Origin of the sequence: Vibrio genomosp. F10 str. 9ZD137, from assembly GCF_049974785.1 — a bacterium.
Classification (GTDB): domain Bacteria; phylum Pseudomonadota; class Gammaproteobacteria; order Enterobacterales; family Vibrionaceae; genus Vibrio.
In genome coordinates, this window is record NZ_JBNGCJ010000524.1 from 1 (window position 1) to 16,991 (window position 16,991).

General features: G+C 44.1%; 20 protein-coding genes. 16 read left to right on the forward strand and 4 right to left on the reverse strand.

The features are described 5' to 3' along the window. From ACP45E_RS12715 to ruvX, 7 genes are all read left to right on the forward strand, one after another. Positions 1–344 (forward strand): methionine adenosyltransferase domain-containing protein (locus ACP45E_RS12715; RefSeq protein ID WP_158008381.1); only part of this gene is annotated, 344 nt, incomplete at its 5' end. 284 nt (positions 345–628) lie between these two features. Then, positions 629–1,426: a DUF2189 domain-containing protein gene (locus ACP45E_RS12720; RefSeq protein WP_017038261.1), complete on the forward strand. Its 798-nt coding sequence runs from the start codon at positions 629–631 to the stop codon at positions 1,424–1,426. 210 nt (positions 1,427–1,636) lie between these two features. Further along, positions 1,637–2,128: a SprT family zinc-dependent metalloprotease gene (locus ACP45E_RS12725; protein ID WP_017038260.1), complete on the forward strand. Its 492-nt coding sequence runs from the start codon at positions 1,637–1,639 to the stop codon at positions 2,126–2,128. Between the two features lie 174 nt (positions 2,129–2,302). Beyond that, a complete protein-coding gene (gene rsmE / locus ACP45E_RS12730; protein ID WP_017038259.1) occupies positions 2,303–3,034 on the forward strand; it encodes a 16S rRNA (uracil(1498)-N(3))-methyltransferase in 732 nt (243 codons plus the stop codon). A gap of 9 nt (positions 3,035–3,043) precedes the next feature. Then, positions 3,044–3,991 (forward strand): glutathione synthase, encoded by a 948-nt coding sequence (gene gshB / locus ACP45E_RS12735; RefSeq protein WP_017034522.1) that lies wholly within the window; start codon positions 3,044–3,046, stop codon positions 3,989–3,991. A 60-nt stretch (positions 3,992–4,051) separates the two neighbouring features. After that, entirely contained in the window at positions 4,052–4,615 is a 564-nt protein-coding gene (locus tag ACP45E_RS12740; protein WP_017034523.1) for a YqgE/AlgH family protein, read from the forward strand. Positions 4,616–4,744: 129 nt separating this feature from the next. Further along, on the forward strand, positions 4,745–5,170 hold the full coding sequence (gene ruvX, locus ACP45E_RS12745) for a Holliday junction resolvase RuvX (protein WP_017034524.1): 426 nt from the start codon (positions 4,745–4,747) through the stop codon (positions 5,168–5,170). Positions 5,171–5,287: 117 nt separating this feature from the next. Here ruvX and ACP45E_RS12750 read toward each other — a convergent pair whose 3' ends face one another. After that, positions 5,288–6,394 carry a PilT/PilU family type 4a pilus ATPase gene (locus tag ACP45E_RS12750; RefSeq protein ID WP_017038258.1) on the reverse strand — a complete coding sequence of 369 codons (1,107 nt, stop codon included), beginning with the start codon at positions 6,392–6,394 and terminating at the stop codon, positions 5,288–5,290. A gap of 121 nt (positions 6,395–6,515) precedes the next feature. Further along, positions 6,516–7,553: a type IV pilus twitching motility protein PilT gene (locus ACP45E_RS12755; protein ID WP_017034526.1), complete on the reverse strand. Its 1,038-nt coding sequence runs from the start codon at positions 7,551–7,553 to the stop codon at positions 6,516–6,518. Between the two features lie 23 nt (positions 7,554–7,576). Between ACP45E_RS12755 and ACP45E_RS12760 the strand changes: the two genes are divergently transcribed. The 6 genes from ACP45E_RS12760 (at position 7,577) to hemW (ending at position 12,195) form a co-directional block, all read left to right on the forward strand. Next, positions 7,577–8,287, forward strand: coding sequence for a YggS family pyridoxal phosphate-dependent enzyme (locus tag ACP45E_RS12760; RefSeq protein ID WP_017038257.1), 711 nt, complete (start codon positions 7,577–7,579; stop codon positions 8,285–8,287). Between the two features lie 150 nt (positions 8,288–8,437). Then, positions 8,438–9,256 (forward strand): pyrroline-5-carboxylate reductase, encoded by an 819-nt coding sequence (gene proC, locus ACP45E_RS12765; protein ID WP_017034528.1) that lies wholly within the window; start codon positions 8,438–8,440, stop codon positions 9,254–9,256. A 67-nt stretch (positions 9,257–9,323) separates the two neighbouring features. Further along, positions 9,324–9,881 (forward strand): YggT family protein, encoded by a 558-nt coding sequence (locus ACP45E_RS12770; protein WP_017034529.1) that lies wholly within the window; start codon positions 9,324–9,326, stop codon positions 9,879–9,881. A 77-nt stretch (positions 9,882–9,958) separates the two neighbouring features. Beyond that, a complete protein-coding gene (locus ACP45E_RS12775) occupies positions 9,959–10,390 on the forward strand; it encodes a DUF4426 domain-containing protein (RefSeq protein WP_017034530.1) in 432 nt (143 codons plus the stop codon). Between the two features lie 30 nt (positions 10,391–10,420). Beyond that, the gene (locus tag ACP45E_RS12780) at positions 10,421–11,017 is read left to right on the forward strand and encodes an XTP/dITP diphosphatase (protein WP_017038256.1); all 597 of its coding nucleotides are present in this window, start codon (positions 10,421–10,423) and stop codon (positions 11,015–11,017) included. 5 nt (positions 11,018–11,022) lie between these two features. Then, the gene (gene hemW, locus ACP45E_RS12785; RefSeq protein WP_017038255.1) at positions 11,023–12,195 is read left to right on the forward strand and encodes a radical SAM family heme chaperone HemW; all 1,173 of its coding nucleotides are present in this window, start codon (positions 11,023–11,025) and stop codon (positions 12,193–12,195) included. A gap of 111 nt (positions 12,196–12,306) precedes the next feature. Here the strand turns inward: hemW and glsB are convergent, their stop codons facing one another. Next, on the reverse strand, positions 12,307–13,227 hold the full coding sequence (gene glsB / locus ACP45E_RS12790; protein WP_017034533.1) for a glutaminase B: 921 nt from the start codon (positions 13,225–13,227) through the stop codon (positions 12,307–12,309). Positions 13,228–13,362: 135 nt separating this feature from the next. After that, positions 13,363–14,082 carry a tRNA (guanosine(46)-N7)-methyltransferase TrmB gene (gene trmB, locus ACP45E_RS12795; protein WP_017034534.1) on the reverse strand — a complete coding sequence of 240 codons (720 nt, stop codon included), beginning with the start codon at positions 14,080–14,082 and terminating at the stop codon, positions 13,363–13,365. A 165-nt stretch (positions 14,083–14,247) separates the two neighbouring features. Between trmB and mutY the strand changes: the two genes are divergently transcribed. The 3 genes from mutY to mltC all read left to right on the forward strand — a co-directional run bounded on the left by mutY (position 14,248) and on the right by mltC (position 16,868). After that, positions 14,248–15,324, forward strand: coding sequence for an A/G-specific adenine glycosylase (mutY, locus tag ACP45E_RS12800; protein WP_017034535.1), 1,077 nt, complete (start codon positions 14,248–14,250; stop codon positions 15,322–15,324). After that, positions 15,321–15,593, forward strand: a complete 273-nt coding sequence (locus ACP45E_RS12805) for an oxidative damage protection protein (RefSeq protein ID WP_017038254.1) — start codon at positions 15,321–15,323, stop codon at positions 15,591–15,593. Before mutY ends, ACP45E_RS12805 begins: the two co-directional genes overlap by 4 nt. Before the next feature lie 123 nt (positions 15,594–15,716). Then, the gene (gene mltC / locus ACP45E_RS12810) at positions 15,717–16,868 is read left to right on the forward strand and encodes a membrane-bound lytic murein transglycosylase MltC (RefSeq protein WP_026026660.1); all 1,152 of its coding nucleotides are present in this window, start codon (positions 15,717–15,719) and stop codon (positions 16,866–16,868) included. The last annotated feature ends 123 nt before the right edge of the window (positions 16,869–16,991 follow it).

Genomic DNA, 16,991 nt, shown 5'->3' on the forward strand with positions numbered 1-16,991 from the left:
TTGACCGTTCTGCAGCTTACGCGGCTCGCTATGTTGCGAAAAACATCGTTGCCGCTGGTATGGCTGACCGTTGTGAGATTCAATTGTCTTACGCAATCGGTGTTGCCGATCCAACGTCTATCATGGTTGAAACGTTTGGTACTGAAAAAGTATCACCAGAGATCATTGTTGAAGCGGTTCGCCAAAACTTCGACCTTCGTCCATACGGCCTACAAGAAATGCTGAACCTTCTTCAGCCAATCTACAAGCAAACTGCTGCTTATGGTCACTTTGGTCGTGAAGAGTTCCCTTGGGAAGCGACAGATAAAGCAGACCTACTGCGTGAATTTGCAGGAATTAAATAAGCTGTTATGACATAGACAGTTTAACCGCAACACACGTTAAGCCCTTGCATTTTTGCAGGGGCTTTTTATTTTTGGCTAAAAATTCATCAAATAATTTGTGTTTTTTTCTATTCACACCAATAGTTAATAGAGTGTTAAATGTACTCTCTTGGTCGAAGCTCTTTATCGAAGTTTTATATCGACTATCGACGCTTTATATTGAATCGGGCAAGTGAGTCACTCCAACACCGTCAGTCGGCCACCAAGGTCATTTACGATTCATGAGAATAGATCAAGGAGGGTGTATGCCTCGTACGGTGAACCCAACAGATTTTGAACCAAAAGATAACAAAATTCCTGACAGCGAATATGCTCGAACTCTACCCTGTAACCAGCTAAGCGTTTCAGCACCCTTTCATTGGCTATCACTCGGGCTTCATGATTTTATACGAATGCCTCTCATAAGTATGCTCTACGGCGTCTGCTTTATGGCTGCTGCTATAGGGATTGTATTGCTAGTTCAATGGCAAGGTACGCACCTTGTCGTCATGCCAAGCCTGATTGTGTATATGCTGATTGGGCCTTTCCTTGCTCTCGGAATGTACGATGCCAGTTGGGAGAGAGAAAAAGGCCACAAGCCAAGTCTGATACACTCTATGAAAGCGATCACTAGAAACTCGACTTCACAGTGGGCGTTTGCCGTTTTACTCACCGTGGCCATGATATTCTGGATGCGTGTTGCTGCTTTGATTCACGCTCTCTACCCGGCAGTACAAGGGGCTTCACTGACTGAATTTGCGCCATTTTTAATCATTGGTTCAATGGCTGGTTTTGTCTTTGCGGTGATCATCTTCAGTATTTCCGCCTTTTCTATCCCATTAATGATGGAGAAACGAGTGGATGTCATGACCGCAGTTTTCTCGAGTTTTAATGCTGTCAAAAGTAATATACCCGCGATGATCGTTTGGGCTCTAGTGATTACGGGTGGGATCCTCATCGGCTTTGCCACTTACGGTATTGGGATGTTTTTCACTATGCCTATTCTAGGTTACGCGACATGGCATGGTTATCATGAAACCATCAAAAAGAAACATAACATTTAGCCTAGGTATTAATTAACCTTGTTTTCAAAATATGGCTTTCAAAACATGTTTTTTAAAATACGGCTTTCATAGCATGACTTACATGATAAAATTTAATGTTATTATCTTAGCCTCAGCTTTCATGCTGGGGCTTTTTATCATCCAAAGCATCATTAACAGAGCTTCACCAACAATACCAATTATGAACGTGCGTTATTTCAAGGAAAGACAGTGGAAGATTTTGAACTTCATTACCGTGCCCAAGCCAAGTTAAAATCTTGTGTTGACCTCGCCTCTCAATACTTCCAATGCATATTCAAACTTCCAACACTGAGCTATAAGCTTCGTGGTAAAGCGGCAGGAAAAGCTTATCTGCAACTCTGGGAAATCCGTTTAAATCCGGTTCTTTTTGCTGAAAACCCGCAAGCTTTCTTAGATGATGTGATCGCTCATGAAGTGGCTCACCTAGTTACATTCCATCAATTTGGCCGCGTTAGACCGCACGGGAAAGAGTGGCAATCGGTGATGACACAGGTATTTAAATTGAATGCCAACACAACTCATCACTTTTCAGTACGCTCCGTTCAAGGAAAAACCTTTGAATATAGCTGTGGCTGCACGCAACATTCACTCTCGATCCGACGCCATAACAAGGTAGTCAGGCAGCAAGCCAACTATCGTTGCCAATCTTGCCAGAAAACACTGACCTATTCAGGGCGGTAAGCAAGAGCAAGACATAAATAAAAAATCAGAGAATTAAACGCACAGAATCGAAGCCAACAAAAAAGAGAAAGCCGACATACAAACCAATGACGACTTTAATCCCTGTGACACCTTGTTTTTTGCCCTAAAAGCATCCATGTTAGGGTCTAACTCTTTCTCTCTTAGGACCTTGTAATGAGAACCCCTCGTATCTTTCACCCACATCCGATTCTACAACTTGGTTTACTTGATTTAGATGACGATGCCGCAGGCCACATCGGACGAGTGTTACGAATGAAAGCGGGGCAAGGTGTAATCCTATTTGATGGCAGTGGCGCAGAGTTTCCTGCCATTATTCATGAGATAAGCAAAAAACGAGTGTCAGTTGAACTCACTGAACGAGTCGAACACAGTAGTGAATCTCCTTTAGATCTTCATCTTGGTCAGGTTATCTCTCGCGGTGACAAGATGGAGTTTACGATTCAAAAATCGGTCGAGTTAGGAGTTAACACCATTACCCCTCTGATTTCTGAGCGCTGCGGTGTCAAACTTGACGCAAAAAGATTTGAAAAAAAATTGGCACAATGGCAAAAGATCGCCATCAGCGCTTGTGAGCAGTGTGGCCGCAATACGGTTCCGGTTATTCGCCCAATCATGCAACTTGAACAATGGTGCAGCGAGCCCAGTGACGCGTTAAAGCTAAACCTTCATCCTCGTGCAAAATATTCAATAAACACCCTTCCAGAACCCATCAATAAGGTGCGCCTATTGATCGGGCCTGAAGGTGGATTGTCAGCTGAAGAAATCAGCATGACAGAACAATACAAATTTGAAGAGACGCTACTCGGTCCACGTGTTCTTCGTACCGAGACAGCCGCTCTAACCGCAATTACTGCCTTACAAGTCCGTTTTGGCGATCTAGGCTAGGAGAAAACAATGATCAAACTTGGCATCGTAATGGATCCAATTTCATCCATTAATATTAAAAAAGACTCTAGCTTTGCGATGATGCTAGAGGCACAGCGTCGTGGTTATGAAATCCACTATATGGAAATGAATGATCTACACTTAGATCAAGGTGAAGCGATTGCAGACACAAAAGTCGTCGAGCTCAAACAAGATCCAAACGGTTGGTACGAATTTAAATCAGAACAAACCATCAAGTTATCTGAATTAGACGCGGTACTAATGCGTAAAGATCCACCTTTTGATACTGAATATATCTACGCGACCTATATTTTAGAAAGAGCCGAAGAAAAAGGAACATTGATCGTCAACAAGCCACAAAGCTTACGTGACTGCAATGAAAAGCTCTTTACCGCGTGGTTCCCTGATCTCACACCAACAACCATTGTGACGCGAAAAGCAGAAAAGATTAAACAGTTCCAACAGCAACACGGCGATATTATTTTAAAACCATTAGATGGCATGGGTGGTGCATCAATATTTCGTGTAAAGGAAGGCGATCCAAACGTATCCGTAATCATTGAAACATTAACTAACCACGGTCAAAACTACGCAATGGCGCAAACCTTTGTTCCAGACATCAGCAATGGTGATAAGCGTATTCTTGTCGTTGACGGTGAACCTATGCCTTACTGCCTAGCGCGTATTCCTGCCAAAGGGGAAACACGAGGCAACCTAGCAGCAGGCGGTACTGGCGAAGCTCGCCCGCTTAGTGAAACAGACTGGGCTATCGCACGAGCCGTTGCTCCTTCACTCAAAGAGAAGGGCTTAATCTTTGTCGGACTTGATGTTATCGGTGACAAGCTAACAGAAATTAACGTAACCAGCCCTACTTGTATCCGTGAGATTGAAGCTGCTTTTGATATTTCGGTAACAGGTAAATTAATGGACGCAATCGAGCGACGTTTAAAAGCCTGATATTGAGACGTCTAATGATATTTGGGCAGTTTTTCTGCCCACATCCTGATTGGAGTTGTTATGAATCTAACAAATCACTTCTTAGTTGCGATGCCTGGAATGGAAGATCCCTATTTCAAGGACCGAGTCATCTATCTTTGTGAACATAATCAAGACGGTGCTATGGGATTAGTGATCAATGCGCCGATTGATATTACTGTTGGTACCATGCTGAAAAAAGTGGATGTCGAGTCGAGCAAGCCTCAGATCCACACAGACAGTTTAGATAAGCCGGTTCTCAATGGCGGTCCCGTTTCTGAAGATCGCGGATTCATCCTCCACCAACCCAAGGATGAATATGAATCCAGCATTCAAATGACCGATCAAATCTCCGTCACCACCTCTAAGGATATCTTAGCGGTATTAGGAACAGAGGCTGAACCAAGCAGCTACGTTATCGCTTTAGGTTACTCTGGTTGGGAAGCTGGGCAGTTAGAAACTGAATTAGCAGAGAACACCTGGCTCACGATTGAAGCCGATCCCGATGTAATCTTTAATACTCCCATCCATGAACGCTGGCGAAAAGCAGTCCAGATGCTGGGAATAGATGCAGCGCAGCTATCCACACAAGCGGGACACGCTTAATCTCTCCCGCTTGAACCTTTGAACTCTTTGCCAAATCATACCGTTGTATGTAGATAAAGAAGCGATGGTCAGTTGAATACAGGCTATCTCTATTACCGGCTAACGATTACATTCATTTTGGAATAAGAAATGTCTCGCACAATAATGGCGTTTGACTACGGTACAAAAAGTATTGGTAGTGCAATTGGCCAAGATATTACAGGTACTGCCTCTCCTTTAAAGGCATTTAAAGCAAAAGATGGGATCCCACAGTGGGATGACATTGAAAAACTGATTAAAGAGTGGCAGCCCGATCTCATCATCGTAGGGCTACCCACAGATTTGCACGGAAAGGATTTGGCGACCATTACCCCCAGAGCCAAAAAGTTTGCCAATCGTTTGTTTGGCCGATATGGCATTCCCGTTGAACTGCACGATGAACGCCTTTCTACAACAGAAGCTCGATCTGACTTGTTTAATATGGGCGGGTATAAAGCGCTCAGCAAAGGCAATGTGGATTGCCAATCTGCAGTGGTGATTTTAGAGAGTTGGTTTGAGTCTCAGTGGGGCGAATAACTCAGCGATAAAAACTCGGTTAGCGATTGATATTACTTACGCTTCTATTGCTTATCAGAACGTGCTTATTAGAGCGCTTAGAAACTTCTGAATATAAAAGCTAACCAACTCTTGCACTTAATCCATATCTATTTTAACGTTCTGCAACGTGCCGGTATCGAAGCTTTCCCCACGTTGAGTTTTCAACATCAATCTCAGATCATTGGCAGAATCAGCGCTGTGGAGTGCATCCTGCTCGCTGATCTTTCCATCAACCACCAACTGGTAGAGAGCTTGATCAAACGTCTGCATTCCGATCTCTTTCGACTTCGCCATCGTTGTTTTTAGTTCATGAAGATCACCACGGCGAATCAGATCCGACACTCTCGGGCTATTTAAAAGTACTTCAAACACACCATGACGCCCTTGACCATTTTTGTCACGGATCAGCTGCTGTCCAATCACCCCTTTAAGGTTCATTGAAAGATCAAACAAGAATTGCTCTTTTTGCTCTTTGGGGACCAGGTGTAAAATACGTTCCAGTGCTTGATTGGCATTGTTAGCATGCAATGTTGCCATGCATAAATGCCCCGTTTCGGCAAAGGTCATCGCGTATTCCATGGTTTCTCGACTGCGTATCTCACCGATCAAAATCATGTCAGGAGCTTGGCGCAGCGAGTTTTTCAACGCAACTTCGTAACTTTCAGTGTCCAACCCAACCTCACGCTGGGTTACTATGCAGCGTTGGTGCTCATGGACAAACTCGATAGGATCTTCAACGGTAAGAATATGCCCTGTTCGATTCGCGTTGCGGTACCCTGTCATCGCGGCCATCGTGGTTGACTTCCCTGAGCCTGTCGCTCCAACCACCAAAACTAAACCTCGCTTTGCGATTGAAAGGTTTTGCAATACATCGGGCAGTTTCAACTGCTCAAAGGTTGGAATTTGCGTTTCAATACGACGAATTACGGCGCCCGGCAACTCTCGCTGATAAAACGCACTGACCCGAAATCGCCCGATATCTCGCACAATTGCGAAGTTCGCTTCTCGGGTTTGCTTGTATTCTGAAGCGCGCTCTTGCTCCATCATTGCGCCCAGTAATTGCTCAACCTCGGCTTCACTTAACTTGGCACCTTCCGCTCTAAGCTCGCCGTCAACGCGAAACAGGATTGGCGCACCAACGGTAATATAAACATCCGAAGCTTTCTGCGTAATCATGCCTTGCAAACACTGATTCAGTTCCATTTACACTTCTCATTTACACTCGATTATTCATTCCAAATACATTGGCTACTTACAATAGAATCCGTTTGTACAAAAAGGGCTGTTTGTAAAAAGTAGAATGCATGACTGCGTTTGTTTCTATTTAAAAGATCGATGATTCAATTTCGATTTTTTTCGCTACTTCTTGTGGATCAACCAAACCTTTTGCGATCAATTGTTTCGCATTTTGCTCCATGGTTTGCATGCCATGGGCCGCACCGGTTTGAATAATTGAATACATCTGAGCCACTTTGTCTTCTCGAATCAAGTTTCGGATCGCTGGCGTCGCAAGCATTACCTCATGACAGGCTACCCTTCCCCCGCCGACTCGTTTCAATAGTTTCTGCGCAATAACCGCTCTCATTGATTCTGAAAGCATCGAGCGTACCATGTCTTTGTCGCTGCCAGGGAATACATCAATGATTCGGTCGATGGTTTTCGCCGCAGAGCTAGTATGCAGAGTACCGAACACTAGGTGCCCCGTTTCAGCCGCTGTTAAGGCAAGACTGATGGTTTCTTGATCTCTAAGCTCACCCACTAAGATCACGTCGGGATCTTCACGCAGTGCAGAACGGAGGGCATTCTTAAAACTATGGGTATCCTTGTGCACTTCTCGTTGATTCACCAAGCACTTGTTGTTCTCATGGACAAATTCAATCGGATCTTCAATGGTTAGAATGTGCTTATTATGATTACGGTTAATGTAATCCACCATCGCTGCTAAGGTTGTTGATTTACCTGAGCCGGTAGGCCCAGTGACGAGCACTAGGCCTTTTTCATAATTTGCTATTTTTTCAAAGATATCAGGGGCTTCAATTTGCTCTAAGGTAGGGATATGCACAGGGATTGTACGAAATACCGCTGAGCTACCACGCGTCTGATTAAACGCATTCACACGGAATCGGCCAACATTCGGCAGTTCAAAAGAAAAATCCACTTCGAGCTTTTCTTCATATTCACTGCGCTGAGCATCGTTCATGATCTCAAAAACCAGTCGATGAACCTCTGCATGGCTAAAAGCAGGAACACCAAGCTTTCTTACTTCACCATCTATCCGTACCATTGGAGGCACCCCTGCAGAAAGGTGTAGATCTGACGCATTATGCTTTACACTAAAATCCAATAACTCTGCAATATCCATTAAATATCCTTAAAAAGTTAGCTATGAGTAGTATTGAACAAAATATTGAACATATCACCTCACAGATAGAAAGCGCACAACAAAAGTGTGGACGACCTCGAGAGTCCGTGCAACTTTTAGCAGTGAGTAAGACTAAGCCTCTTGAAGCCATTCTCGATGCGGCTCAGTGCGGGCAGCGACGGTTTGGTGAAAATTACGTGCAAGAAGGGGTCGATAAAGTGATTCACTTTAATCAATCTCATCCGTCACTCGACCTCGAATGGCATTTTATTGGCCCAATTCAATCCAATAAAACCCGTTTGGTGGCCGAGCATTTTGACTGGGTTCATACCATTGACCGAGCAAAAACAGCACAAAGGCTCAATGATCAACGACCTGACGCTATGGAGCCACTTCAAGTGCTTATTCAGGTCAACACCAGTGGTGAACAAAGTAAGTCTGGGATCAGCGGTGACGAGTTATTTACACTGGCGGAGTTGATTTCTACCCTTCCAAACCTCACGTTAAGAGGAGTGATGTCCATTCCTGCTAATGTGGCTGATTACCAAGCCCAGCGTGCTGAATTTGACAAACTAGCGCTACTAAAGCAACAACTTAGCGAGAAATATAGCCAAATAGATACTTTGTCTATGGGGATGAGTGGGGATATGGAAGCAGCGATCCATGCGGGCAGTACTATGGTACGTATCGGCACTGCCATTTTTGGTGCTAGGGACTACGCCAACAAACCGTAGTCACTTTGCTTTATGCGTTCTTATCATATGCCAACTGGCGACATAAGAACGAAATATATAAAAACGAGAGACAAACGATCGAGTAACTTTGCTGGCTCGCGCCATGAGTTTCGATATCGACAACGGTCATTAACATTTAGGTTAAATAGAATGGAACATAAGAAGATTGCCTTCATTGGTGCAGGGAACATGACTCGCTCAATTATTGCGGGCCTTGTAGCGAGTGGCTACCCAGCGTCTTTAATCACAGCGACCAATCCAAGTCAGCCTAAACTTGATTATCTCAGTGAACAGTGCGGCATTAACACCCAATCAGACAACACTTCGGCCGCAAAAAATGCCGATGTCATTGTCCTGTCGGTGAAGCCCCAGCTCATGGAAACGGTTGGGAAAGAACTCCAAAACATCGACTACAGCAACAAACTTGTCATCTCGATCGCAGCAGGCATTAACGCAGCCCGCCTCAATGAAATGTTTAACACAACGTTAAGGCTTGTTCGTGTTATGCCGAACACGCCTTCTTTAGTTGGTCAGGGCATGAGTGGATTATTTGCCGCTGATGAGGTACAAGAGCAGGATAAAAAATTTGCCGCTGAACTCATGAGTGCGGTGGGTAAGGTATGCTGGGTTGAGCAAGAATCGGGCATTAACAGCGTGATTGCAGCTGCGGGCAGCGCACCGGCTTATTTCTTCCTATTCATGGAAGCGATGCAAGCAGAAGCGATAGCTCAAGGTTTTGACCAAGAAACCGCACGGCTATTGGTTCAGCAATCAGCACTAGGTGCCGCAGCAATGGTAGTGGCCAATCCAGAAACAGAGCTATCAACCTTGCGTGAACAAGTCACCTCAAAAGGCGGTACAACAGCCGAAGCATTGAAAACATTTAATCAGCATCAGCTTTCAAGTATTGTTGCTAAAGCCATGCAATCAGCAGTGGCAAGAGCACAAGAGATGGAAAAAGAATTTTAATTTTACCGTTTGTTTAAACGATTTTACTTTTACTAGTGACGATTATTTTTTGTCGTAAGGACCCATTATGAGCTCAATGAGTTTTTTAATTTCAACGCTGTTTGACCTGTATATCATGGTTGTCTTGCTGCGTATTTGGCTGCAGATTTCTCGCGCCGATTTCTACAATCCGTTTTCCCAGTTCATTGTTAAAGCGACTCAACCTGTGGTCGCTCCGCTGCGCCGAGTGATCCCTTCAATCGGTAGCTTAGACGTTGCAACGGTTTTATTTGCGTACGTTCTTTGTGTACTCAAATTTGTCGCTTTAGTTCTTGTAAGCTCTAGTGGATCATTTGTCTTCAGTGCCGATTTCTTATTCTTAGGCTTATTATCACTGCTTAAAGCCGCCGGAGGTCTACTGTTTTGGGTATTACTGATTCGCGCCATTTTAAGCTGGGTGAGCCAAGGCCGTAGCCCAATCGAGTTTGTATTCCACCAGCTAACAGAGCCAATGCTGGCACCCATTCGCCGTATTTTGCCTGCGATGGGAGGCTTCGACTTAAGCGTTCTCGTTCTCTTTATTGGCCTACAGTTTGCTAATTTCCTAATGGGTGATTTAATCGGTCCTATCTGGCATCAGCTATAATAACCGGTGATCAGCCCAAGTGACGTCAAAGCCATCTTGTGATGGCTTTTTATTTACATCAGAAGTAAGGAAACAAGATGAACCGATGGATACTGATACTCGTAAGCGCCATTCTAGCAAGCCCAGCTTGGGCCGGTCAGTTTACAAAGATAAAGGATGTAGAGGTTCATTACTCGGCCTTTAACTCGACGTTTTTAACAAAGCAGGTAGCAACCAGTTACAAATTAAAACGTAATGGCTATTCCGCTGTTTTAAACATCAGCGTGCTGGATAACTCACTGGTTGGAAAACCCGCCGTCACCGCCAAAGTGTCAGGAACCGCCAGAAACTTACTCGGACAAACTCGTACATTAACGTTTCGCGAAATTAAAGAGGCGAATGCGATCTATTACCTAGCTGAGTTTCCAATCAGCAATGAAGAAACTCTCACCTTCAATTTAGATATTCACGCTGGCAATTCAGGCGCGGGGCCGTTAACGTTCAGCCAAAAATTTTATGTTGAAGAGTAGTTCTCTTCATCCACGATATTCGAGAAAGATATGAACAAATTAGTACTAGCAACAGGCAACCAAGGCAAAGTTCGTGAAATGGCGGATCTTCTGTCTGATTTTGGTTTTGATGTAGTGGCACAAAATGAATTTAACGTGTCAGATGTAGCAGAAACAGGCACCACCTTTATTGAAAATGCCATCATCAAGGCTCGCCATGCGGCAAAAGAAACCGGCCTCCCTGCAATTGCTGATGATTCCGGGTTAGAAGTAGATTTTCTTCAAGGCGCTCCGGGGGTTTATTCTGCTCGTTATGCTGGCGAAGGCGCAAGCGATCAACAGAATCTAGACAAATTGCTTGATGCATTGAAAGACGTTCCAGAAGCACAAAGAACCGCTCGTTTTCACTGTGTCTTAGTTCTGATGCGCCATGAAAACGATCCCACTCCTGTGGTTTGTCATGGTAAGTGGGAAGGTCATATTCTGACACAAGCGGAAGGCGAAAACGGCTTTGGTTATGACCCGATTTTCTATGTCCCTGAAGAAGGTTGTTCATCAGCATTACTTGAATCATCACGCAAAAAGCAGTTATCGCATCGTGGAAAAGCTCTAAAAAGCTTATTTGCAACCTTAGAAAAGCAGTCATAACGATCATGTTAATCCCTCCAGCACTCAGTCTATATGTGCACATACCCTGGTGTGTGCAAAAGTGCCCTTATTGCGATTTCAATTCTCACGCGCTGAAAGGCAACATTCCAGAAGACGAGTACATCTCAGCCTTGTTAGATGACCTTGATAGCGACATTGAACGTTATCAATTGAATGCAAACCCTCGTCCAATACATTCCATATTTATTGGCGGTGGTACGCCAAGCCTGATCTCCGCCAGTGGCATTAAAACTTTGCTCAATGGGATTGAAGCGCGCATTCCATTTAAGCACGATATTGAGATCACCATGGAAGCTAACCCGGGTACGGTTGAAGTAGAGCGTTTTAAGGGCTACAAGACCGCTGGAGTGACACGAATATCGATTGGTGTTCAAAGCTTTGAACAGGAGAAGCTGGAACGTCTTGGCCGTATTCATGGCCAGCAAGAGGCGGTGGATGCCGCTAAACTCGCTCATCACATCCAGCTAACTAGCTTCAATCTCGATCTGATGCACGGCTTACCCGATCAAAGCATCGATCAGGCACTATCGGATCTCGATAAGGCGATTGAGCTTAACCCTCCGCATCTATCTTGGTATCAACTCACCATTGAACCGAACACCTTGTTTTACTATAAAACGCCAACACTTCCAGATGACGATGATTTGTGGGATATCTTTGAGCAAGGCCACAAGAAACTCAGTGATGCGGGTTATGTTCAATATGAAATTTCGGGCTACAGCAAACCTGAGTTTCAATGTCAGCACAACCTAAATTACTGGCGCTTTGGTGACTATTTAGGGATTGGTTGTGGATCTCACGGTAAACTCAGCTTTGCGGATGGACGCATTGTCCGCACGACAAAAATCAAACACCCAAAGGGGTACTTGTCGGCTTATCAAAATCTTACTAAACCTTATCTGTCCGATGAGAACTGTGTCGATAATGAAGATCGGCCATTCGAGTTCTTTATGAACCGTTTTCGATTGATAGAAGCCTGCCCAAAACAAGACTTTATCAATACCACTGGCTTACCACTGAGTGCGATTAACGACACCATTAATTGGGCATTGGATAAGCAGTATTTGACCGAGACGGAGACTCACTGGCAGATCACGCAAAAAGGGAAACTGTTTCTCAATGATCTGCTTGAAGCCTTTATGGTGGAAGAGTCGTAGCGGTAATACTAGAAAGAAAAAGTAAAAAGCAAAGTAAAAAGGGAAATGAAGAAAGTGGAAGAAAAACCAATTAGGAGACTCGACTCCTTTTCTTTTTCTTCCACATTTTGACTAAAATATTGAGCGGCCAATTCGCCCAGATAATAATTCTAACGCTTGGGTACCCGCTAACGAATTGCCAGATTGATCTAGTTCAGGGGACCATACCGCAATACTCATCTCATTAGGCACGATAGCGACAATGCCTCCGCCAACACCTGATTTCCCAGGCATGCCCACTCGATAAGCAAACTCGCCCGCTCCGTCATAAAGACCACACGTTGCCAGCAGAGCATTCAATTGTTTTGTCTGGGTTGGGGTAATGATTTGTTTACCACTTTGCACCGATACCCCTTTATTAGCTAAATAACTAAACGTCTTCGCCAAATCAACGCAGCTCATTTTCAGCGCACAAGAGTGAAAGTAATTATTGAGCACTGGAATGACTTCATTTTCAAAATTACCAAATGAACGCATCAAATAAGCGATGGCAGCATTGCGATCGCTGTGCATCATTTCCGATGCGGCGACGACTTTATCGTACACAATGTGCGTATCACCCGCTAACTGACGCACAAAATCGAGTAAGTGCTGTCTAGGGGCAGACAAACGGCTATGAAGTAAATCAGCCACTACAATGGCACCCGCATTAATAAATGGGTTGCGAGGTATCCCCTGCTCCATTTCAAGTTGAATCATTGAGTTAAATGCTTGCCCAGAAGGCTCTTTACCCACACGCTGCCAGATTTCTTCTGGTTTATACAAAGACATCGCTAGCGTTAAACTGAGTGCCTTAGAAATCGATTGAATAGAAAATGCATCGTCTGCATCGCCAGCCTTTATCACTTCACCTTCTTTGGTATAAACGGCAATCGCCAATTTATCATTGGCTACTTTTGCCAGTGCGGGAATGTAATTAGCGACCTTTCCTTGGCCAATCAAAGGGCGAACTTCTCGTAAAATATCTTCCAAGATCAATGGTGTCGGTTTCATACTGCAATCCAAATAAGAGATTAGCCACAGCATCTGTGAATGAAAAGAGATGCTCTAAGGTCAAAAAAGCCAACATAGATATGCTGGCTCTTACTTCATTGTTTACTCATTGCGAGATGCAACTCGCTATCAACATCAAGCGGTGCGACGATACTTAATATCCCAAACGCCATGACCTAAACGGTGGCCGCGAGCCTCAAACTTGGTCAAAGGACGCTCATCCGGACGCGGAATGTAATCCCCGTCTTTGGCAATATTCTCAAAACCAGGTGCAAGGTTCATAACATCAATCATGTGTTCTGCGTAGTTTTCCCAATCTGTCGCCATATGGAAAATACCCGTTTCCATTTGCAATTTAGCTCGGACCATTTCGGCAAATTCAGCTTTCACAATGCGGCGCTTATGGTGGCGCGCTTTATGCCAAGGGTCAGGGAAGAACAGTTGAAGCGTATGCAGGCTATCGTTTGGAATCATGTGTTCAAACACTTCAACTGCATCATGGCACATCACACGTAAATTAGTAACACCGGCATCACGTGCTGAACCTAAACATGCACCAACACCTGGGCTATGTACTTCAATACCTAAAAAATTCTTTTCCGGCGCATTTTTCGCCATTTCAACCAATGAAGCACCCATACCAAAGCCAATTTCTAGTACAACAGGGTTGTCATTGCCAAACACTTCACTCCAATTAAGTAGCTCAGGGCTATAGTCAATACCCATTGTTGGCCAGCATTCGTTCATCGCATTTTCTTGGCCTTTTGTTAAGCGGCCTTCACGACGAACAAAACTGCGGATCTTTCGAACCAGTTTGCCGTCTTCAGTATATTCGTTAGTGGTCACTTCACTCATTGGTCTTTGCCTGCACATTGATTAATCAAAGCGGGGATTATCCAAAGAATTGCCTCGGGTGCAAGTCTTTATAACGATAAATTCCCACACAAATTGTCTGTTTTACATCCAACCGTAATTGTGGTGCAATTTTACCCCTAATAAAAGTAAAACATCGAGCATGTCGTGACTCCTTTCGCAAACGCCATTTTAGAGTGGTATGACGCCTACGGGCGAAAAAGCCTACCTTGGCAACAAAACAAATCGGCCTACAGTGTTTGGCTATCTGAAATTATGTTGCAGCAAACGCAAGTTGCGACCGTTATTCCTTATTATCAACGGTTTTTAGAACGCTTCCCTACCGTGATTGATTTGGCCAATGCGAAACAAGACGAGGTATTGCATCTCTGGACTGGGCTTGGGTACTACGCCAGAGCACGAAATCTCCATAAAGCGGCGCAAATTGTGGCTACCGAATATCAGGGTGAATTTCCACTCAACATAGAGCAAATGAACGCCCTACCCGGTATTGGCCGCTCAACAGCAGCAGCGATACTTTCTTCAGTATATAAACAACCGCACGCCATATTAGATGGCAATGTCAAACGAACGCTGGCTCGTAGCTTCGCCGTAGAAGGCTGGCCAGGGCAAAAGAAAGTAGAAAATAAATTGTGGGAAATTGCTGAAGCAAACACGCCCGATACGAATGTCGATAAATACAATCAAGCAATGATGGACATGGGTGCCATGGTCTGCACACGCAGCAAGCCTAAGTGCACATTGTGCCCAATTGAAGATTTATGTGTTGCAAACAAACAGGATAGCCCACTCAATTACCCAGGGAAAAAACCCAAAAAAGAGAAGCCAGTTAAAGAAACATGGTTCTTGATTTTGCATTACAAGAATCAAGTTTGGTTAGAGCAGCGCCCACAAAGTGGTATATGGGGTGGTCTTTATTGCTTCCCTGAACATACTAATAACGAATTATCACACCTACTTGATCAGCGTGCGATTCAAGATAAAGACATCGTGAAACAACAAACACTGATCTCATTTAGACACACTTTTAGCCATTATCACCTCGATATCACCCCAATATTGGTCGAGTTGTCGAAACAACCTGAGATGATAATGGAAGGAACGAATAGTCTTTGGTATAACTTGTCTCAACCCGATGAAGTCGGCTTGGCAGCCCCTGTAAAACTGTTACTAGAGAGTCTGCCTCATGAACTTCAATCATCATTAAAAAAGGAATCACTATGAGCCGTACAGTATTTTGTGCTCGTTTAAATAAAGACGCGGAAGGATTGGATTTTCAACTGTATCCAGGAGATTTAGGTAAGCGTATTTTTGACAATATTTCAAAAGAAGCTTGGGCACAGTGGCAAAGTAAACAAACGATGCTGATTAACGAGAAAAAACTCAATATGATGGATCCAGAACACCGGGGCTTGCTGGAAACAGAAATGGTGAATTTTCTTTTTGAAGGTAAAGAAGTTCATATCGAAGGTTATACTCCACCAAGCGCCTAACTCACACAGTGTTATGAGCTAGTAGAAGTTATGGCACAGTTGAAGTTACGGCTTAGTTGAGAGCATCAATGATATTTATCGATGCTCTCATTGGCATTTTGGGAAGCAAAATATAAGGACCCTATGAAAAAGTTCGCTTACTTTTTTACAGCAGCGCTCATTAGTTCAACGACACTGACAGGGTGCAGCCGAGAGTTCATTGAAAACATTTACGCCGTAGATTATGAGCCAACCAATCGTTTTGCAACCAATCTCGCCGAGCTTCCAGGTCAATTTGAAAAAGACATCGGAGCATTAGATGCTCTCATCAGCAGCTTTAACGGCAACATAGAGAAACGCTGGGGTAGCCGTGAGGTCAAAGTCGCGGGGAAAAGTAATTATGTAAAATATATTGATAATTATCTAAGCCGCTCTGAGGTTAACTTTGACAAAGGAACGATCATTGTAGAAACGGTATCTCCTACCGATCCCAAAAAGCATCTAAAGAACGCCATTGTTACGACTTTACTCACCCCTGATGACCCTATGAATGTCGATCTGTTTTCTTCTAAGGACATCAAACTTGAAGGTCGACCTTTTCTCTATCGACAAGTGCTCGATCAAGATAAAAAGCCCATTCAATGGTCTTGGAGAGCGAATCAGTTTGCCGACTATCTCATCGCCAACCACCTGAAAGTCAAAGATGTTGATTTCAAGAAAGCCTATTATGTTGAGATCCCGATGGTGGAAGATCAGGTAGAGATCCGCAGCTACAAGTACGCAGATATCGTCCGTCGCGCCTCCAATAAATACGACATTCCAGAAGATCTTATCTACGCGATCATCAAAACAGAGAGCAGCTTTAACCCTTACGCGGTAAGTTGGGCTAACGCTTATGGATTAATGCAGGTCGTCCCAAAAACAGCAGGGCGAGATGTTTTTACCCTGGTTAAGAAAAAATCCGGGGAGCCTTCACCTGAATACCTTTTTGATCCAGAGAAAAATATCGATACGGGTACAGCGTACTTCTATATTCTAAAAAATCGCTACCTCAAGGACGTCAATAACCCTCTGTCTCTCGAATACAGTATGATCTCTGCATACAACGGTGGTGCCGGTGGAGTACTGAACACCTTTAACCGAAGTGATCGTAAGCGAGCAATGCGTGACCTTAACTCGTTACAGCCGAACCAAGTGTATTGGGCTCTGACCAAAAAGCACCCCAATGCCGAAGCTCGACGCTATCTAGAAAAAGTAACGAACTACAAGAAAGAATTTAACGCAGGGAAAATATAAATCACACAATTGCTTAAATCATCAGCAGTTGAACGATTTTTTGCGTTTTTTTATAAAAATCAGTTGACGAAGCAACAGAAAATCCGTTTAATAGCGCTCCGTTGCCCGGATAGCTCAGTCGGT

Excerpts from the sequence above, each read along its gene's own strand:
- gshB (WP_017034522.1), top strand. The coding sequence starts at position 3,044 with ATGATCAAACTTGGCATCGTAATGGATCCAATTTCATCCATTAATATT.
- trmB (WP_017034534.1), bottom strand. The coding sequence starts at position 14,082 with ATGAGTGAAGTGACCACTAACGAATATACTGAAGACGGCAAACTGGTT.
- proC (WP_017034528.1), top strand. The coding sequence starts at position 8,438 with ATGGAACATAAGAAGATTGCCTTCATTGGTGCAGGGAACATGACTCGC.
- ruvX (WP_017034524.1), top strand. The coding sequence starts at position 4,745 with ATGTCTCGCACAATAATGGCGTTTGACTACGGTACAAAAAGTATTGGT.
- rsmE (WP_017038259.1), top strand. The coding sequence starts at position 2,303 with ATGAGAACCCCTCGTATCTTTCACCCACATCCGATTCTACAACTTGGT.
- mltC (WP_026026660.1), top strand. The coding sequence starts at position 15,717 with ATGAAAAAGTTCGCTTACTTTTTTACAGCAGCGCTCATTAGTTCAACG.
- ACP45E_RS12775 (WP_017034530.1), top strand. The coding sequence starts at position 9,959 with ATGAACCGATGGATACTGATACTCGTAAGCGCCATTCTAGCAAGCCCA.
- ACP45E_RS12720 (WP_017038261.1), top strand. The coding sequence starts at position 629 with ATGCCTCGTACGGTGAACCCAACAGATTTTGAACCAAAAGATAACAAA.
- glsB (WP_017034533.1), bottom strand. The coding sequence starts at position 13,227 with ATGAAACCGACACCATTGATCTTGGAAGATATTTTACGAGAAGTTCGC.
- hemW (WP_017038255.1), top strand. The coding sequence starts at position 11,023 with ATGTTAATCCCTCCAGCACTCAGTCTATATGTGCACATACCCTGGTGT.
- ACP45E_RS12780 (WP_017038256.1), top strand. The coding sequence starts at position 10,421 with ATGAACAAATTAGTACTAGCAACAGGCAACCAAGGCAAAGTTCGTGAA.
- ACP45E_RS12760 (WP_017038257.1), top strand. The coding sequence starts at position 7,577 with ATGAGTAGTATTGAACAAAATATTGAACATATCACCTCACAGATAGAA.
- ACP45E_RS12770 (WP_017034529.1), top strand. The coding sequence starts at position 9,324 with ATGAGCTCAATGAGTTTTTTAATTTCAACGCTGTTTGACCTGTATATC.
- ACP45E_RS12755 (WP_017034526.1), bottom strand. The coding sequence starts at position 7,553 with ATGGATATTGCAGAGTTATTGGATTTTAGTGTAAAGCATAATGCGTCA.
- ACP45E_RS12740 (WP_017034523.1), top strand. The coding sequence starts at position 4,052 with ATGAATCTAACAAATCACTTCTTAGTTGCGATGCCTGGAATGGAAGAT.
- ACP45E_RS12805 (WP_017038254.1), top strand. The coding sequence starts at position 15,321 with ATGAGCCGTACAGTATTTTGTGCTCGTTTAAATAAAGACGCGGAAGGA.
- ACP45E_RS12750 (WP_017038258.1), bottom strand. The coding sequence starts at position 6,394 with ATGGAACTGAATCAGTGTTTGCAAGGCATGATTACGCAGAAAGCTTCG.